This is a genomic window from Pseudomonas sp. BN411 (assembly GCF_029871235.1).
Lineage (GTDB): Bacteria > Pseudomonadota > Gammaproteobacteria > Pseudomonadales > Pseudomonadaceae > Metapseudomonas.
This window is the reverse complement of record NZ_SSOM01000067.1, coordinates 91564-106347: the sequence shown is the minus strand read 5'-3', so window position 1 is coordinate 106347 and position 14784 is coordinate 91564. Positions and strand designations below refer to the sequence as shown.

The window sequence follows — 14784 nt, the reverse complement described above, 5'->3', positions numbered from 1 at the left end:
CGGCCGTTCAGCCGAACAGCAGGCGCTCGGCCAGGGCGTCGGCGACCCGCGCGGGGGATCGCTTGTCGGCCTGGGCGTGCGCGTAGATCTCGGTGAGCCGCTGGTGGATCCGCGACAGGTGCGCGGTGATCGCCGGCAGCGTCTCGCCCTTGTGCTTGAGGGCGACGTAGATGAGCCCGCCGGAATTGATCACGTAGTCCGGCGCATAAAGGATGCCGCGTGCTTCCATCTCGTCGGCGATCTCGGGGCTGGCGAGCTGGTTGTTAGCCGCGCCGGCCACGGCCGCGCAGCGCAACTGGCCCACCGTCTGGGCGTTGAGTACACCGCCCAGGCCGCAAGGCGCGAGGATGTCGCACGGCGTGGTGAGGAAGGCATCGGCAGCCACCGGCTGGGCGCCCAATTGCTCGATGGCCAACTGCACGCGGCCGGTGTCCAGGTCGCTTACCAGCAGCTCGGCGCCAACCGCATGGAGCTGTTCGGCCAGGGCGTAGCCCACGTGGCCGAGGCCTTGCACGGCGACGCGCAAGCCTTCGAGGTCATCGCTGCCAAGCCGCGCATGGGCGGTGGCACGGATGCCGGCGAAGACGCCGAGGGCGGTGTGCGGCGAAGGATCGCCAGCCGCCGTGGTGCTGGTGACGTGGCCGGTCTGCTGGGCGATGCAGTCCATGTCGGCGCTGGAGGTGCCGCTGTCCACCGCGGTGATGTAGCGGCCATTGAGGGACTCGATCATGCGGCCGAAGGCTTCGAACAGGGAGGCGCGATCATTCACATGGGCCGGGCGGATGATCACCGCCTTGCCGCCCCCTTGGTCGAGGCCGGCCAGGGCAGCCTTGTAGCTCATGCCCTGGGCGAGGCGGATGGCGTCGCGGATGGCGCTTTCATCATCGGGGTAGGCGAGATAACGGCACCCGCCCAGGGCTGGGCCGAGGCGGGTGTTATGGATGGCGATGATGGCCTTGAGTCCGGTGGCGGGGTCGTTGGCGAGGTGCAACGCCTCCAGCCGGGCGGTTTCCATCATGGCGAACATGGCGGTCTCCCTTCCTGACTTTACGGCCAGTATAGGTCGGCCTGCGCCATCCGCCCCCTTGCATGCGGACATAAGCCGGAGCGCCAAGATAACCGCTGTTCGTGCCACTACTGGACGAAAATCAACCAGTTGGCTACAAGGAAACAACCTCTCGGAGATACCCATGGACCCGCGCCAACGCTGTCTAGCCTGCCTCGAACGCGAGCCTCCGGCGATGCTGGAGGCGGCCCTGTGGATCGCCGCCGAACACGATCCGCGCCTGGACCCGGAACGGGTGCTGCGCGAATTCGGCGGCCTGCTCCAACTGGTGGCGGCCGGCCTGCCGAACCTGGCGCCGGCCGAACTGGCCCAGCCGTTGTTGCGGCGGCTGAACGAGCTGGACTTTCATGAGGACGACGACACGCCCCTGCGCCCGCGCGCCGCGCTGCTGCCCGAGGTCCTCACCCGGCGCCGGGGACAGCCGCTGTCGCTGGCGCTGATCGCCCTGGAGCTGGCCGCACGCCTGGGTATTCCCCTGGCCGGGGTGGGCTTTCCCGGCCACTTCCTGCTGCGCGTACCCGGTGCCGACCACCTGCTCGATCCATGCGGCGGCCGTCGCCTGTACACCCGCGATTGCCGCGACCTGCTGGCGCGCGTCCAGGGCCCCCAGGCCGAGCTCCAGGCGGCACACCTGCAAACGGCCAGCGCGATGGAAATGCTCCAGCGCCTGTCGCGCAACCTGCGCATGCTCCACCAGGAGGCCGGTGAGTTCCTCGCCGCGCTGAAGGATGCCGAGCGCGTGCTGCTGCTCGGCCCGCCCAGCATGCATGACCACCTGGCCCGGGCGGATATCTACCAGCGCCTGGATTGCCCCCAGGCGGAGCGCTACGACCTGGAGCGCGCCCTGCTGCTCTGCGACAACCCGGCCCAGCACCTGCACCTGGCCCAGCGCCTGCGCCGGCTGGGGCATGTACAGCCGCTGCATTGATGGCGCCCCGGCGGCTCGGGCATGCTTTGACATTCCTCCCGCCGTGACCGCCCCATGAGTTCGCACGACCAAGCCCCCGATCCCCAGACCGCCGCCACCCGTGACGTGGTGATGCGCTACCACCTGAGTTGGAAAGCCCGCGACATCGAGGCCGTGCTGGCGCTCTACCACCCCGAGGTGGAATACAACGATTTCTTCCAGAACCGCTGCATGCGCCGCGATGACATGCGCGACTACCTGCTCGCCACCATGCCCAGCGGACCGGAAGACTTCCTCGAACACAACGACCGCATCCGCATCGACGGCGACACCGCCTTCATCCAGTACGCCATCAGCGTCGCTGGCGGCGGCACCTTCCGCGCCAGCGAAGCCATCACCGTACGCGACGGCCTGATCTGGCGGATCAACGAGTACGCCCTGCTGGTGCAGCCCGCGGCCCAGTCCAGCACGACCCCGTCGCAGCGACCGGCAGCCAGTCGTCTCGGCCTGTCAGCGCGCCAGCTCGGCCTGCTGGCGCGGGACATCGAGGAATACTTCCAGCGTTCCCAGCCCTACCTCGATCCGGCGCTGGACCTGCACCAGGTGGCCAGCGCCACCGGCTATACCCGCAACCAGATTTCCTACCTGCTGAACCAGATGCTCGGCCAGAGCTTCTACCAGTACGTCAACCACGCCCGCCTGCAGCACCTGCTCAAGCTGCTGGAAGTTGCCGTGCCGCCGGTGCGCATCGACGAACTGGCCTTCACCGCCGGCTTCAATTCGCTCTCCGCCTTCTACCGCTGCTTCCGCCAGCACACCGGGCTGTCGCCCAAGGCCTACCTCAAGAGGGCGCACGGACGTTCGTAGGTTGGTCCGAGCAGAGCGAGGCCCAACGATGGGGCTGGGAGTCGTTGGGCTTCGCAGGCTCAGCGCCAACCTACGCGTTTCCTTCTCGTACATCCCGCATTCCCAGCGTGCCCGCGCACACGACAAGTGCCCGGCCAGGCTCTAGCCTTGCCAGCCACAACAACCTGCCAACGGGGACCTGCCTATGCCGAACTGGCGCTCGATCAGCCTGTGGATGGACACGCTCGATGAAGACCTCAAGCCGCGGCCGGCGCTGTCCAGCTCGCTTGAGGTGGACGTCGCGATCATCGGCGCAGGCTATACCGGGCTGTGGACGGCCTATTACCTCAAGCGCCAGGCCCCCGAGCTGAAGATCGCCATCGTCGAGTCGGAATTCGCCGGCTTTGGCGCCAGCGGTCGCAACGGCGGCTGGCTGATGGGCAACCTGCTGGGTGAGGACCGCGCCCTGGCGCCGCTGCCCAGCGAGGTGCGCAAGGCGTCCTTCGACCTGCTCCACGGCATTCCCGACGAAGTGGCCGACGTGCTTCAGCGCGAAGGCATCGACTGCCACTACCGCAAGGGCGGAATCCTCTATTGCGCCGCACGCTACCCGGAGCAGGAAAAGCGTCTGCGCGGCCAACTGGCCGACCTGTACGCCGAAGGTCTGACCGAAGCCGACTACCGCTGGCTGAGCCCCGAGGAACTGAACGGCCAGCTGCGCGTGGCCAACCCCTACGGCGGCATCCACACCCCGCACTGCGCCACCATCCAGCCGGCCAAGCTGGTGCGCGGACTGGCCCGGGCAGTGGAACGCATGGGCGTGCAGCTGTTCGAGCAGAGCCCCGCCACCCACTGGCAGCCGGGGCTGGTACGCACCGCCCAGGGCGAACTCAAGGCGCACTGGGTGGTACCGGCCATCGAAGGCTACGCCGCCAGCCTGCCGCCGTTGGGCAAGTACCAATTGCCGGTACAGAGCCTGCTGATCGGCACCGAACCGCTTTCCGACGAGCAGTGGGCAGAGATCGGCCTGGAACATGGCCAGGCTTTCAGCGAGAGCAGCCGCCAGGTCACCTATGCCCAACGCACCGCCGACAACCGCCTGGCCTTCGGTGCGCGTGGCGGCTACCGCTTCGGCGGCAAGCTACGACAGGACTTCCAGCTCACCGCGGACGAAGTCGGCCTGCGCCGCTACCTGCTGGGCGAGCTTTTCCCGCAACTGCGTAACGTGCGCATCACCCACAGCTGGGGCGGCAACCTGGGCATGGCGCGACGCTTCCGCCCGCACATGCTGGTAGACCGCAAGAACGGCATCGCCCTGTCCGGCGGCTACGGCGGCGAGGGCGTGGGCGCCAGCAACCTGGGCGGGCGCACCCTGGCCGACCTGATCCTCGGCAAGGAATCCCTGCTCACCCGCCAGCCCTGGGTGCTGGGCGACGGCCCGCTGGAGCGCCTCAGCGCCTGGGAACCGGAACCCTGCCGCTGGCTCGGCTACAACGCCATCATCCGCAGCTTCGTCCACGAGGACCGGGTGCTGGCCAATCCCCACAGCGCGCCCTGGCGCCGGACCATGGCACTGAAACTGGCCGGCCTGCTGGAAGGCCTGATGCGCTAGGCCGCGCGAAATCTCACTGCACCTATTCGCGAGCAGAGCTCGCTCCTACATCCAGGCATTTGCGGAGCCAACGACATGAAAGCCACCCTGCTGAAGAACACCCACGACCTTCCCCTGTCCGAACCGACCCCGGTCGCAGTACCTGTCGGCGAGCCGGTGCCGCACACCCGCGTGCATTCGGTGGAGCGCACCGACCAGGTGGAAACCGGCGTCTGGGAATGCAGCCCCGGCCGCTTCCGCCGCCAGATCGTCGAGCAGGAGTTCTGCCACTTCACCCACGGCAGCTGCACCTTCACCCCGGACGGCGGCGAGCCCATCGAGATCAAGGCCGGTGATGCCCTGCTGCTGCCGGCCAACAGCCTGGGCGTGTGGGACGTGAAGGAAACGCTGCGCAAGACCTACGTGATCATTTCGCGCTGATGAAGCCGGAGCCGGCAGGGCCTTGCCCTGCCTGGCGAATGAATTCGCTGTGTCTGCATCAAGTGTTGCAAGTAGCTGCATTGCCCGTAGGAGCTGGCTTGCCAGCGAATGGCCCCGTTTCGCTAGCAAGCTAGCTCCTACGAGGTTCCTGGACCGATGGGCGATCTCTGGCAACAGCTACGTGCTCCATCGCAATCAGTCGTCGAAGCTGCCGTGCCGCCCCTGCCCCGCCTTGAAGGACCGGGCACCGGCCAGGGTTTCGCCGCTGTGGATAACCTTCATCCCACCCTTGAATTCGTTGGCGATGGCGGCCTCGAACGGCAGTTCCCACTGGGCATAGGCGCTGGCCCGATCCGCCAGCATGCAGCGCTGCGGGAAGGCGGCGATGGCGTGGGCCAGTTCCTCGGCTGCAGCGCGGGCTTCGCCCTTGGCCACGACCCGGTTAGCCAGCCCCATGGCCAGCGCTTCCTGGGCCTTGACCGGACGGCCGGTGAGGATCAGGTCCATCGCCCGGCCCTGACCGACGATGCGCGGCAGGCGCACGGTGCCGCCATCGATCAACGGCACGCCGAAACGCCGGCAGAACACGCCGAACACCGCGTCCTCGGCCATCACCCGCATATCCGCCAACAGCGCCAGCTCCATACCGCCGGCCACCGCATGCCCCTCGATGGCGGCGATCAGCGGTTTCGCCAGTTGCATCCGGCTCGGTCCCATGGGGCCATCGCCCTCGTACTCCAGGCGGTTGCGTCGTGCGCCATCCTCGGCCACGGCGCCCAGGTCGGCGCCGGCGCAGAAGGTTCCGCCTGACCCGGTGAGCACCGCCACCCGCGCCTCTTCGTCCACCTCGAACGCCCGCAGCGCCGCGGCCAGCGCCTCGGCGGTGGGACGATCAACGGCATTGCGCACCTCGGGACGGTCGATGATCAGGGTGGTGACGGGGCCGTTCTTCTCGACTCTGACGTTCATGGGGGCTCCTGGGCTGGCAGATAGGGTGGCCGCTTTTCCTGTGGGGGCGATTTCAATCGCTATGCAGGCCGAAGGTCTGCCTTCAGGGGCTGCTGCGCAGCCCATTGCGAATGAATTCGCCCCCACAAGGTGTCATCCACAACACCAATGAAAAAGGCCGGCAACAAGGCCGGCCTTCAACATAGTGCGTCTCCGAAGGAATGTTCAGCCCGCTGGCGGAACTGCCCCGGTGAACGGCGGGATCAGAGGGCGTACTTCTGCAGGTTGGCCATCATCTCGCGCAGGGCTTCGACGTTGTCCGCCGGGTGGGCTGCATCAGTGAAGTCGCAGATGGTTTTCCAGTTGGCCGCCACGTCCTCGGCATCGAAGCCGGCCTTGGGGTCGAAGCCGAAGCCCAGGCTGCGCTCCCAGCGCACCTTGCCAATCCAGCCGCCGCCCACTTCGAACAGGCCGGAGGTTTCCTGGCACTGCTCGCTGCCGAGGAACACCACCAGCGGGCTCACCAGTTCGGGCTTGAGCTGTTCGAACACCTGCGGCGGGATCAGGCCTTCGGTCATGCGGGTGCCGCCAGTGGGGGCGATGGCGTTGACCAGGATGTTGTTCTTACGGCCTTCGATGGCCAGGTTGCGGGTCAGGCCATAGAGGCCGAGCTTGGCCATGCCGTAGTTCGACTGGCCGAAGTTGCCGTAGATGCCCGAAGTGGACGAGGTGAAGATGACGCGGCCGTAGCCCTGCTCGCGCATATGCGGCCAGGCGGCGCGGGTGACCTTGTAGGCGCCTTCGACGTGGACCTTGTAGACCAGGTCCCAGTCGGCGTCTTCCATCTTGTGGAAGGTCTTGTCGCGCAGGATGCCGGCGTTGTTCACCACCACGTCGATGCGCCCGAAGTGATCGAGCGCGGCCTGCACGATCTTCTCGCCGTCGGTCACCGAGTCATGGCTGGCCACGGCGGTGCCACCGGCTTCGCGGATTTCCGCCACCACGAGGTCGGCCGCCGAGGCGTTGGCGCCTTCACCGTGGGTGCTGCCGCCGAGGTCGTTGACCACAACCCGGGCACCATGACGGGCGAACAGCAGCGCATGGGCGCGGCCAATACCGCCACCGGCGCCGGTGACGACTACGACTTTGTCTTCGAAGCGGATTGCATCGCTCATGGGCTGGCTCCTTGGCAGGCCTGGGTATCCGCCGAGTCTCCGGCAGCTTCCCCAGCCCCACAAGAATCGGAACCGTCATGAATGGTGCCCGATAAGGGCGACGTTACTTGATGGGAATGAACAGGGTTCCGCGTGGACGCAGCTTGAACAGCCACCAGTTGTAGCTGTGGCAGAGCAGCGCAAGCAGGGCGGAAGCCAGGAGGCAGCCGATCGCGGCCAACCAGCTCCACGGGCCCGGATCGCGCAGGATGGCGTAGCCGATGAGGCTTAGGCTGCAGATGAACAGCAGGGCCGCGACGCCGGGCCCAAGGGTACGGATGACGGGATAGAGGAATACCAGGAGGCGGAAGAGCATGAGCAGGTCTCGTTGCCGCCGGGCCACTCGTGCCCGGCCGGAAAATGAAACCCGGGATGCTAGCGCCCCGCCTCCGGCCTCCCCATTAGGACAAATCCGATTGAGCCTCGGAAATGTCCCTTACGCATGCCGCTCACGAAACGCCAGGTAGTGCTCCAGCACCTGCTCCGGCGCTTCGGTCTGTGGATAGTGACCAATGCCTTCGAGCAGAACGGCGTCCGCATCGGGGATCAGCTCGCGGTAGCGCGCCACCATGTGGGCGCCGGAGATGGGGTCCACCGCCCCGTCGATCACCCGCAACGGCACCCCGCCCTTCTGCATCGCGGCCACCCAGCGGTCGCGCTGCTGGCGCCGCTCGGGAATGTAGTGGATCAGCCGGTGCATGACGGCAGGACCGTCCTGCTCGGCGATCAGTTGCCAGAAGTCGTCCAGCTCCCCGTCACTGGGTTGGGTGTCGGGGCCGAACACCTGGGCGAAGCTGGCGGCCAGCTTGCGCCGGGAGAACAGCCGCCCGACCAGGCCACCGAGGGGGCTCAGCAGGAGCTTCTGCACCAGCACCGGCCTATGGGTTTCCGGGAACAGGCCGCCATTGAGGAAGACGCAGCTGGCCAGCTTGAAGCACCCTTCGTGATGCCGCGCCAGCAACTCCTGGGCAACGCTGTCGCCGTAATCGTGGGCCAGCACGTGCACCGGCCCCTCCACGCCGAGGTGGGCGAGCAGCGCCTGCTTCAGGTCCGCCTGCTCCAGCAGCCGGTAGTCATGGCCGCGCGGCTTGGCCGAGTAGCCAAAGCCCAGCATGTCGCAGGCGATGAGGCGAAAGCGCTGGGCCAAGGGTTGCCAGAGGTAGTGCCAGTCCCAGGAAGCGGTGGGAAAGCCGTGGATCAGCAGCAGCGGCTCGCCCTCTCCCTCCGTCCAGTAGCGGACGCGCAGGCCGCGGAAGTCCAAATCCCTGGCCTGGGCGCGCCAGTCGCCCAGGGGGATGCCGGACAGCGCCATTACTGGTCGTATCCGGGCATTTGCTGGTCGAGCTTGCGCAGCAGTGCCGGCCACGGCAGCGCACCGCCCATGCCGGTGGAGGTTTTCATCACGCCGGCGATCATCGCCCGGGCGCCGTCGAGGATCTGCTGCGGGATGTGGATAAGTTCACCACCGCCAGCCTGGGCCATCACCTGGATCTCGCAGGCGCGCTGCATGGTGAACATGCCGAGGAAAGCGTCGGCGATGCTGCCGAAGGCGGTGAGCAGGCCGTGGTTGGGCAAGATCATGAAGTTGGCCTGGCCGAGGTCGGCCTGCAGACGGGCCTTTTCCTCGTGGTGCAGCGCCACGCCTTCGTAGCCGTGGTAAGCCAGGCTGGCGAGCACGAACAGCGATTGCTGGGACAGCGGCAGCAGGCCGTTCTTCTGCGCGGAAACGGCGATGCCGGCCGAGGTGTGGATATGCAGCACGCAGCCCACGTCCGGGCGTACCTCGTGAACCGCGCTGTGGATGGTGTAGCCGGCCGGGTTGATGTCGTACGGGCTGTCCATCAGCTTGTTGCCGGCCAGGTCGATCTTCACCAGGCTCGACGCGGTGATCTCGTGGAACATCAGCCCGTAGGGGTTGATCAGGAAATCTTCGGTGCCGGGAACCTTGGCGGAAATGTGGGTGAAGATCAGGTCGTCCCAGCCGTACAGGGCAATCAGGCGGTAGCAGGCGGCCAGGTCGACGCGGGTCTGCCATTCGGCGGCGGACACCTTGTCCTTGAGGTTGAGCGACGGGAGGGCTTGAGCGGCGGTCATGGCGGAATCTCGTTGTTGTTGTATGTGCGACGAGTCTAGCCACGGGCCGCCAGGGCGATAGTCGCCTTGGCAGCCAGCTTAATGGCCTTGCGAGTCAGATCAGCGCGGCGACCAGCGGTGCGGCGAAGAGGTTGAGCAGGCCCATCAGCACCATCACCAGACCGGCCACCGTGCCCTCTTCGCGGCCCACTTCCTGGGCCCGGCTAACACCCGCGCCATGGGCACCGACGCCGAACAGCGCGCCACGGGCCAGGGCGCTCTTCAGGGGCAGCCAGCGGATCAGCAGGCCGCCGGCAACAGCGCCGAACACGCCGGTGAGCATGACGAAGACCGCCGTCAGTTCGGGCACGCCGCCGAGGTCCTGGGCGAGCGGCATGGCGAAGGGTGTGGTGATGGAACGTGGCACCAACGACAGGCTCACCTGGGACTCCAGCGCCAGCGCATTGGCCAGGCCCCAGGAGCTGGCGATGGCCACGCCACTGCCGGCCAGCATGCCCAGCATCAGTGCCGGCCAGTGACGGGCGAGCAAGGCGCGCTGCTGCCAGATGGGCACAGCGAAAGCCACGGTGGCTGGGCCCAGCAACAGCATCAGCCAGTGGGTCGCCCCGGCGTATTCGGCGTAGGCGGTATGCAGCGGCACCGCAACTGCCAGCAGCAGCACAGGCACGAAGATCAGCGGCGACAGCAGGTAACGGCCAGTGCGCCGGTACATCCAGCGGCTGGCCAGGTAGCCGGCCAGGGTCAGCGCCAGCCAGAACCAGGACATGGGCTCAATGTTCATGGCGCATCCTCCAGCGGCATACGGCTTCCACGGTCAGTGCGGTGGCCAGCATCACCAGCAGGGTGCTGGCGCCGATCACCACCAGGATGCGTACGCCGTCCTCGCGCAGCAGAGCGCCGTAGTCCAGCAGGCTCATCAGCGCCGGGATGAAGAACAGCAGCATCTCGGCCATCAGCAGGCCGGCCCCCAGTTGCAGCGCCGCCGGTTTCACCCAGCCACTGGCGAAGGCAGCCAGCAGCAGGCCAAGTCCAATCACACCGCCGGGAATCGGCCAGCCCAGCACCGCCGCGAGTTTGCAGCCCAGGGCATAGAGGCCGACCAGGGCAAGGAGCTCGGCGGCGAGACGGCTGAAATGGAGCAGGCGGGAACGGTTCATGGCGGTGACCCTCGGTACTGGTGGCCAGCTTAGGTCCGCGCCTATCATCCCAAAAGCGAATTGTTCGACTTGCAGCCATTCGAGATTGGAATAGCCATGGAATTCCGCCAGTTACGCAGCTTCGTCGAAGTGGTCCGCCAGGGCGGCTTCACCCAGGCCGGCAAAACCCTGCATGCCACCCAGTCCACCGTCAGCAAGCAGGTGGCCCAGCTTGAACAGAGACTCGGGGTGCAACTGCTGGAGCGCAGCGGTCCGCACCTGCGCCTGACCGACGCTGGCGCCGTGGTGCTGCGCCACGCCGAGGACATGCTGCGCCAGCGCCAGGACCTGCACAGCGAACTGGACGACCTCAGCCAACTGCGCCGTGGCGAGCTGCGCCTGGGATTGCCGCTGCTGGGTGGCGAGGTGCTCTTCGCCGAGCTGTTCGCCCAGTACCGGCGGCGTTATCCGAACATCGTGGTGCGGTTGTTCGAAGGCGGCAGCAAGCTGATGGAAGAAGCGTTGCTGCAGGGTGAACTGGAGCTGGGTGGCAGCCTCACCCCCAATGACCCTGCGCTGGACTACCAGCCCTTCTGCAACGAGCCGCTGGATATTCTCGTGCCCGAGGACCATCCCCTGGCTGGCGAAGAAAGCCTCGCACTCGCACAACTGGCCGACTCGCCCTTCCTGCTTTACCAGCAGAGCTTCACCCTCAACGACCGCCTGTTGCAGGCGTGCCGGCAGGTCGGCTTCACGCCGCGCGAAGTGGGCCGCAGTGGTCAGGCGGATTTCCTCGCCGCGCTGGTGGCCGCCGGCCAGGGCGTGGTGCTGCTGCCGCGCATCGTCGCCCGACCACTGCAACGCCCGGGCCTGCGTCTGGTGCCGCTGCGCGAGCCCGACCTGCGCTGGGACATCGCCTTCGTCTGGCGACGCGGTGCCTACCTGTCGCGCGCGGCGCAGGCCTGGCTGGAGCTGTTGCGGGAGTATTCGCCGCTGAGAAAAGGCGACTCAGCCCTGTAGGGGCGAATTTATTCGCCAAGCAGACCGGAGGTCTGCCCTTCAAGGCCGATTGGGGCAGCTACGCCGCCCTTGGCGAATGAATTCGCCCCCACAGGAAAAGCGGCAGGACTTCGTCCTGCAATCGCGAATGAATTCGCCCCCACACGTTCAGATCAGCGCGCGATCCAGTAACGACCATTCCCGCTGCGCCTGCGGGTCGTCGGACAGCAGGCGAAAGCCGGCGAACTCGAATCCGGGCGCTACGTTGCAGCCCACCAGGGTATAGGCACCCAGGCAGCGGGCCGCTTGCCAGGCGTGGGCGGGTACGGTGCGCTGCGGCAAGCTGCCCTCTGCCACCGGGCCAAGGACTTCCCGACGCACCTCGGCGGGCGATTCGGCCACCAGCAGTTCCAGCGGGTCGCCTTCGTAGAAGTGCCAGGCTTCGTCGGCATCCACCCGGTGCCAGCGGCTCACACCACCCTGCAGCAACAGGAAGAAGATGGACGACGACGCGGCGCGGCCACCCGGCAGATGGGTGGCCGACTCGAACACCCGGCGATAGAAGCCACCTTCAGGGTGCGCCTCCAGTTGCAGCTCGCGGATGAGGAATTCGGCGCGCGGGTGCATCAGGCTTTCAGCGCCGCGATGACGGCGTTCAGCCAGGGCTCAGCATCCAGTTCCGGGGTGACGGTTTCGCTGGCGTCCAGGCGCTGCATCTCCACCACTTCGCGCAGGCCGAGCTCGGCATAGAGCTCGCGCATCAGCTCACCGCCGCCGCAGTACAGGTCATAGCTGGAATCCCCGAGGGCGAGAATGGCACCGGAGCGGCCGCGCCAGTTGGGCAGGCGGTCGCGCAGCTCGGCATACAGCGGCAGCAGGTTATCCGGCAGCTCGCCCATGCCGGTGGTGGCGGTCACGGTGAGCAGTGCCTCAGGGTCGAAGGCGATCAGATCATCCAGGCTCACCCGGGGCAGGTAGCTGGCGTCCAGGCCGGCGGCCTTGAGCAGCTTTTCCGCGTGACGAGCGACTTCTTCGGCGGTGCCGTACACCGAGCCGGACAGGATGGCGACTTTCATGGAGACTCCGAACAGAGGGGCGAAATGCCTCGCATTATGCCGCAACTGGCGAGGTCCGCAGGATGCCGTAGACTGCTTCCGGTCAGGTCGACAGAGCCAGGAACATGATCAACGCCAAGCTGCTGCAACTGGTAATAGACGCGTCCAACGACGGTATCGTGGTTGCCGAGCAGGAGGGTGAAGACAACATCCTGATCTACGCCAACGCCGCCTTCGAGCGCCTCACCGGCTACCCCCGCGACGAAATCCTCTACCAGGACTGCCGTTTCCTCCAGGGCAAGGACCGCAATCAGCTGGGCATTCCCGCCATCCGCCAGGCGATCCGCAATGGCCAGCCGTGCCGGCAGATCCTGCGCAACTACCGCAAGGACGGCAGCGCCTTCTGGAACGAGCTGTCCATCACCCCGGTATTCAACGAGTCGGACCAGCTCACCTATTTCATCGGCATCCAGAAGGACGTTACCGAACAGGTGGAAGCCCGCCAGCGGGTGCGCGAACTGGAAGCGGAGGTTGCGGCACTCAGATCAGAACTTGCAGAACTCAGGACGTAGGAGCGAGCTCTGCTCGCGAAGCGCTTTGATTAGATCTTTCGCGAGCAGAGCTCGCTCCTACAACGGGACAAAGGCCGGTTCAGGTGTCCAGATGCCCGACCAGGAACTGCCGGAGGCGGCGCTGCATCAGGCGCCCCTCGCTGCCGAGGCAAGCCACGGGCGTGCCGTCCAGTTCCTCACTCATCAGGTCGGCGGTCTCACCGGCCAGTGCCAGGGGGCAGTCCAGTCCCAGGGCCAGGCGGTTGAGCTGCTGGCCGAGGTCGTCGGCCGGTGGCTGGTTGGAGAACAGCACCAGCGCGTGGGGTTGCAGCTTGCCGCACACCAGCTCCAGCTCGGCCAGAGGCTGGCCAAGGCCGAGCACGCTCACCACCACCTCACCGCTGCCCAGCAACAGGCCGGCCACCAGCAACTCCAGCTCGCGCCCCTGCCCCGGCAAGGGCGCCAGCAGCACCCGCTCCTGCTGGTTATTGCGCGACAGCTGCAAGCGCTGCAGGACGCGGGCGCGCAGGAAGCTGTCGAAGAACACCCATTCGCTGCCGCGACCGAACTCGTCCTGGCGCAACAGCAACGACTGCCAGACCGGCATCAGCACATCGGCGAACGCCACGTGCAGTGGATAAGTGGAAAACACCTGGCCGTAGACCCGCTCCAGCTCAGCCTCGTCCAGGGTGGCGACGGCGTTGCGTACCTGGGTGCGACGCTCGTTCCACTCCCCCGAAGCCGCATCCGGGTGGATCGGAGCCACCGGCATCCTGGCCGCATTGCTGCGAGCCAGCAGCTTGCCCACCTTGCTCACCGAAACGCCGCGCTCGATCCAGGCGAGGATGCTGCGCACCGCCTCGACATCCGCCAGGGAATACAGGCGGTGGCCGCTTTCGGTGCGGGTCGGCTGGATCAGCCCGTAACGCCGTTCCCAGGCCCGCAGGGTGACCGGATTCACCCCGGTCAGGCGCGAAACCTCCCGGATCGGGAAGAGTTCTTCCTGTTTCGGGGCGGCCGAGGCGATGGATGCACCGGATTCGGTCATGGCGTGGGAATCGTCAGGCGAAGGATTCACGCAGTTTAAACCTTGTTGCGGGGATTCCAATCGACCGCAGGCCGCAGCAGGCGCGGGACGACCCACCGGTCATCCGTCCCGCTGGCGCTTTGGCGAAAAACCGGAATAATCCTTGCCTCTTTTTCAGCGCAGCCCACCACCCCGGCGCTGCGTGACGTGCCCCGGCCCAATCCGGGCGGGCACCCGGTTGCAAGGAGATACACGATGTCTGCCGATCCCGTCACCCTGATGGTGGCCCGCCGCGTCGCCCGCGAGCGCTACCACGATTTCATGGCCTGGCTGCGCGAAGGCGAGCAACTGGCCGCCGACTTCCCCGGATACCTCGGCTCGGGCGTGCTGGCACCGCCGCCGGATGACGACGAGTTCCAGATGATCTTCCGCTTCACCGACGAGCCGACCATGTCCGCCTGGGAGCACTCCGCTTCGCGCCGCGCCTGGCTGGAGCGCGGCACCGGCTTGTTCGAGCAGCCCCATGAGCATCGCGCCCTCGGCCTGGATGCCTGGTTTGGCAAGGCCGAGCAGCGGTCGCCGCGCTGGAAGCAGAGCGTGGCCATCTGGCTGGCCTTCTTCCCCGTTTCCCTGGCCTTCAACCTGCTGTTCGGCGGTTGGCTGGGCGACCTGCCGCTGGCCCTGCGGATATTCCTCAGCACCCTGGCGCTGACGCCGCTGATGACCTATTGGTTCATCCCGCTTTCCACTCGCCTGCTGGCGCCCTGGCTGCAGGCCAGCCGCCCCTCCCCGGCCCGCAGCGCAGCGGCGGTGCAACCCCGCTGAGGCCAGCCCCCGGCAATTTGTACAAGCCCCACCCCTGGTATAACGTGGTGCAGATCAGGCCGTCTGCACCGCCTTCCGGCCATC

The 14784-nt window shown here is 66.8% G+C and carries 18 protein-coding genes; 7 read left to right on the top strand and 11 right to left on the bottom strand.

Features of this window, described 5'->3' with window-relative positions; genetic code table 11:
- Positions 1 to 7: 7 nt before the first annotated feature.
- Positions 8 to 1027, bottom strand: coding sequence for a Glu/Leu/Phe/Val dehydrogenase dimerization domain-containing protein (locus E8F06_RS13170; protein WP_280367817.1), 1020 nt, complete (start codon positions 1025 to 1027; stop codon positions 8 to 10).
- 163 nt (positions 1028 to 1190) lie between these two features.
- Between E8F06_RS13170 and E8F06_RS13165 the strand changes: the two genes are divergently transcribed.
- The 4 genes from E8F06_RS13165 to E8F06_RS13150 all read left to right on the top strand — a co-directional run bounded on the left by E8F06_RS13165 (position 1191) and on the right by E8F06_RS13150 (position 4851).
- Entirely contained in the window at positions 1191 to 1994 is an 804-nt protein-coding gene (locus E8F06_RS13165) for a transglutaminase family protein (protein ID WP_280367815.1), read from the top strand.
- 54 nt (positions 1995 to 2048) lie between these two features.
- Entirely contained in the window at positions 2049 to 2840 is a 792-nt protein-coding gene (locus tag E8F06_RS13160) for a nuclear transport factor 2 family protein (protein WP_280367813.1), read from the top strand.
- Positions 2841 to 3024: 184 nt separating this feature from the next.
- The gene (locus E8F06_RS13155) at positions 3025 to 4431 is read left to right on the top strand and encodes an FAD-binding oxidoreductase (protein WP_280367811.1); all 1407 of its coding nucleotides are present in this window, start codon (positions 3025 to 3027) and stop codon (positions 4429 to 4431) included.
- A 75-nt stretch (positions 4432 to 4506) separates the two neighbouring features.
- On the top strand, positions 4507 to 4851 hold the full coding sequence (locus tag E8F06_RS13150; protein WP_280367808.1) for a cupin domain-containing protein: 345 nt from the start codon (positions 4507 to 4509) through the stop codon (positions 4849 to 4851).
- Between the two features lie 195 nt (positions 4852 to 5046).
- Here the strand turns inward: E8F06_RS13150 and E8F06_RS13145 are convergent, their stop codons facing one another.
- From E8F06_RS13145 to E8F06_RS13115, 7 genes are all read right to left on the bottom strand, one after another.
- On the bottom strand, positions 5047 to 5820 hold the full coding sequence (locus E8F06_RS13145; RefSeq protein WP_280367806.1) for a crotonase/enoyl-CoA hydratase family protein: 774 nt from the start codon (positions 5818 to 5820) through the stop codon (positions 5047 to 5049).
- A 242-nt stretch (positions 5821 to 6062) separates the two neighbouring features.
- Entirely contained in the window at positions 6063 to 6974 is a 912-nt protein-coding gene (locus E8F06_RS13140) for an SDR family oxidoreductase (protein ID WP_280367805.1), read from the bottom strand.
- A 103-nt stretch (positions 6975 to 7077) separates the two neighbouring features.
- Positions 7078 to 7329: a hypothetical protein gene (locus tag E8F06_RS13135; RefSeq protein WP_190830762.1), complete on the bottom strand. Its 252-nt coding sequence runs from the start codon at positions 7327 to 7329 to the stop codon at positions 7078 to 7080.
- A 120-nt stretch (positions 7330 to 7449) separates the two neighbouring features.
- Entirely contained in the window at positions 7450 to 8325 is an 876-nt protein-coding gene (locus E8F06_RS13130; RefSeq protein ID WP_280367801.1) for an alpha/beta hydrolase, read from the bottom strand.
- On the bottom strand, positions 8325 to 9107 hold the full coding sequence (locus E8F06_RS13125; RefSeq protein ID WP_190830760.1) for a class II aldolase/adducin family protein: 783 nt from the start codon (positions 9105 to 9107) through the stop codon (positions 8325 to 8327). Before E8F06_RS13125 ends, E8F06_RS13130 begins: the two co-directional genes overlap by 1 nt.
- A gap of 94 nt (positions 9108 to 9201) precedes the next feature.
- Positions 9202 to 9888, bottom strand: a complete 687-nt coding sequence (locus E8F06_RS13120) for an LrgB family protein (protein ID WP_280367797.1) — start codon at positions 9886 to 9888, stop codon at positions 9202 to 9204.
- Complete coding sequence (locus E8F06_RS13115; protein ID WP_280367794.1) at positions 9878 to 10264, bottom strand: CidA/LrgA family protein; 387 nt, start codon at positions 10262 to 10264, stop codon at positions 9878 to 9880. The genes E8F06_RS13120 and E8F06_RS13115 overlap by 11 nt, the downstream gene beginning before the upstream one ends.
- Positions 10265 to 10360: 96 nt before the next feature.
- Between E8F06_RS13115 and E8F06_RS13110 the strand changes: the two genes are divergently transcribed.
- Positions 10361 to 11263, top strand: coding sequence for a LysR family transcriptional regulator (locus E8F06_RS13110; protein WP_280367791.1), 903 nt, complete (start codon positions 10361 to 10363; stop codon positions 11261 to 11263).
- 147 nt (positions 11264 to 11410) lie between these two features.
- On the opposite strand, the gene E8F06_RS13105 is transcribed toward E8F06_RS13110, so the two are convergent.
- Both E8F06_RS13105 and E8F06_RS13100 read right to left on the bottom strand, forming a co-directional pair.
- Complete coding sequence (locus E8F06_RS13105) at positions 11411 to 11869, bottom strand: cupin domain-containing protein (protein ID WP_280367789.1); 459 nt, start codon at positions 11867 to 11869, stop codon at positions 11411 to 11413.
- Complete coding sequence (locus E8F06_RS13100) at positions 11869 to 12318, bottom strand: flavodoxin (RefSeq protein WP_280367786.1); 450 nt, start codon at positions 12316 to 12318, stop codon at positions 11869 to 11871. The genes E8F06_RS13105 and E8F06_RS13100 overlap by 1 nt, the downstream gene beginning before the upstream one ends.
- A 104-nt stretch (positions 12319 to 12422) precedes the next feature.
- Between E8F06_RS13100 and E8F06_RS13095 the strand changes: the two genes are divergently transcribed.
- Entirely contained in the window at positions 12423 to 12869 is a 447-nt protein-coding gene (locus E8F06_RS13095; RefSeq protein WP_280367784.1) for a PAS domain-containing protein, read from the top strand.
- 79 nt (positions 12870 to 12948) lie between these two features.
- Here the strand turns inward: E8F06_RS13095 and E8F06_RS13090 are convergent, their stop codons facing one another.
- Positions 12949 to 13896 (bottom strand): MerR family transcriptional regulator, encoded by a 948-nt coding sequence (locus E8F06_RS13090; protein ID WP_280368567.1) that lies wholly within the window; start codon positions 13894 to 13896, stop codon positions 12949 to 12951.
- A gap of 234 nt (positions 13897 to 14130) precedes the next feature.
- Between E8F06_RS13090 and E8F06_RS13085 the strand changes: the two genes are divergently transcribed.
- Positions 14131 to 14700: an antibiotic biosynthesis monooxygenase gene (locus E8F06_RS13085; protein ID WP_280367781.1), complete on the top strand. Its 570-nt coding sequence runs from the start codon at positions 14131 to 14133 to the stop codon at positions 14698 to 14700.
- The last annotated feature ends 84 nt before the right edge of the window (positions 14701 to 14784 follow it).

What these genes read in the sequence shown, in the direction of transcription:
- E8F06_RS13170 (WP_280367817.1), bottom strand. Translation starts at nt 1,027, where the DNA reads ATGTTCGCCATGATGGAAACCGCCCGGCTGGAGGCGTTGCACCTCGCC.
- E8F06_RS13165 (WP_280367815.1), top strand. Translation starts at nt 1,191, where the DNA reads ATGGACCCGCGCCAACGCTGTCTAGCCTGCCTCGAACGCGAGCCTCCG.
- E8F06_RS13160 (WP_280367813.1), top strand. Translation starts at nt 2,049, where the DNA reads ATGAGTTCGCACGACCAAGCCCCCGATCCCCAGACCGCCGCCACCCGT.
- E8F06_RS13155 (WP_280367811.1), top strand. Translation starts at nt 3,025, where the DNA reads ATGCCGAACTGGCGCTCGATCAGCCTGTGGATGGACACGCTCGATGAA.
- E8F06_RS13150 (WP_280367808.1), top strand. Translation starts at nt 4,507, where the DNA reads ATGAAAGCCACCCTGCTGAAGAACACCCACGACCTTCCCCTGTCCGAA.
- E8F06_RS13145 (WP_280367806.1), bottom strand. Translation starts at nt 5,820, where the DNA reads ATGAACGTCAGAGTCGAGAAGAACGGCCCCGTCACCACCCTGATCATC.
- E8F06_RS13140 (WP_280367805.1), bottom strand. Translation starts at nt 6,974, where the DNA reads ATGAGCGATGCAATCCGCTTCGAAGACAAAGTCGTAGTCGTCACCGGC.
- E8F06_RS13135 (WP_190830762.1), bottom strand. Translation starts at nt 7,329, where the DNA reads ATGCTCTTCCGCCTCCTGGTATTCCTCTATCCCGTCATCCGTACCCTT.
- E8F06_RS13130 (WP_280367801.1), bottom strand. Translation starts at nt 8,325, where the DNA reads ATGGCGCTGTCCGGCATCCCCCTGGGCGACTGGCGCGCCCAGGCCAGG.
- E8F06_RS13125 (WP_190830760.1), bottom strand. Translation starts at nt 9,107, where the DNA reads ATGACCGCCGCTCAAGCCCTCCCGTCGCTCAACCTCAAGGACAAGGTG.
- E8F06_RS13120 (WP_280367797.1), bottom strand. Translation starts at nt 9,888, where the DNA reads ATGAACATTGAGCCCATGTCCTGGTTCTGGCTGGCGCTGACCCTGGCC.
- E8F06_RS13115 (WP_280367794.1), bottom strand. Translation starts at nt 10,264, where the DNA reads ATGAACCGTTCCCGCCTGCTCCATTTCAGCCGTCTCGCCGCCGAGCTC.
- E8F06_RS13110 (WP_280367791.1), top strand. Translation starts at nt 10,361, where the DNA reads ATGGAATTCCGCCAGTTACGCAGCTTCGTCGAAGTGGTCCGCCAGGGC.
- E8F06_RS13105 (WP_280367789.1), bottom strand. Translation starts at nt 11,869, where the DNA reads ATGCACCCGCGCGCCGAATTCCTCATCCGCGAGCTGCAACTGGAGGCG.
- E8F06_RS13100 (WP_280367786.1), bottom strand. Translation starts at nt 12,318, where the DNA reads ATGAAAGTCGCCATCCTGTCCGGCTCGGTGTACGGCACCGCCGAAGAA.
- E8F06_RS13095 (WP_280367784.1), top strand. Translation starts at nt 12,423, where the DNA reads ATGATCAACGCCAAGCTGCTGCAACTGGTAATAGACGCGTCCAACGAC.
- E8F06_RS13090 (WP_280368567.1), bottom strand. Translation starts at nt 13,896, where the DNA reads ATGACCGAATCCGGTGCATCCATCGCCTCGGCCGCCCCGAAACAGGAA.
- E8F06_RS13085 (WP_280367781.1), top strand. Translation starts at nt 14,131, where the DNA reads ATGTCTGCCGATCCCGTCACCCTGATGGTGGCCCGCCGCGTCGCCCGC.